The sequence below is a fragment of the Streptomyces beijiangensis genome (genome assembly GCF_017315755.1).
Lineage (GTDB): Bacteria > Actinomycetota > Actinomycetes > Streptomycetales > Streptomycetaceae > Streptomyces > Streptomyces beijiangensis.
In genome coordinates this window covers 1-248 of the sequence record NZ_JAFLRJ010001735.1, presented here as the reverse complement: position 1 = coordinate 248, position 248 = coordinate 1, and the positions used below count along the sequence as shown (strand labels likewise).

Below are 248 nucleotides of genomic sequence, written 5' to 3'. Positions count from 1 at the left end.
CTGCGTGCTGTTCGCGTACAGGTCCACGTACAGGCAGCCGTCCGGGTAGTGGGCGCTCAGCTCATGGGCCGCGCGGACGACGAGCGCGGTCTTGCCCACCCCGGCGGTGCCGTCCACGGTGACCAGCGACACGGACGTGTCGGCGGAGGGCGCGACGAGCCGGGCCAGCTCGGCGTCCCGGCCGATGAGCCGGCCGTTGTGGCCCGGCAGGTCATTGACGGTACGACGGCGCCGCGCCCCGGAGGCTG

General features: G+C 74.2%; 1 protein-coding gene. It reads right to left on the bottom strand.

Translation table 11 applies throughout. From position 1 onward, the window contains the following. Positions 1-248 (bottom strand): hypothetical protein (locus J0695_RS43430; protein WP_206970301.1); only part of this gene is annotated, 248 nt, incomplete at both ends.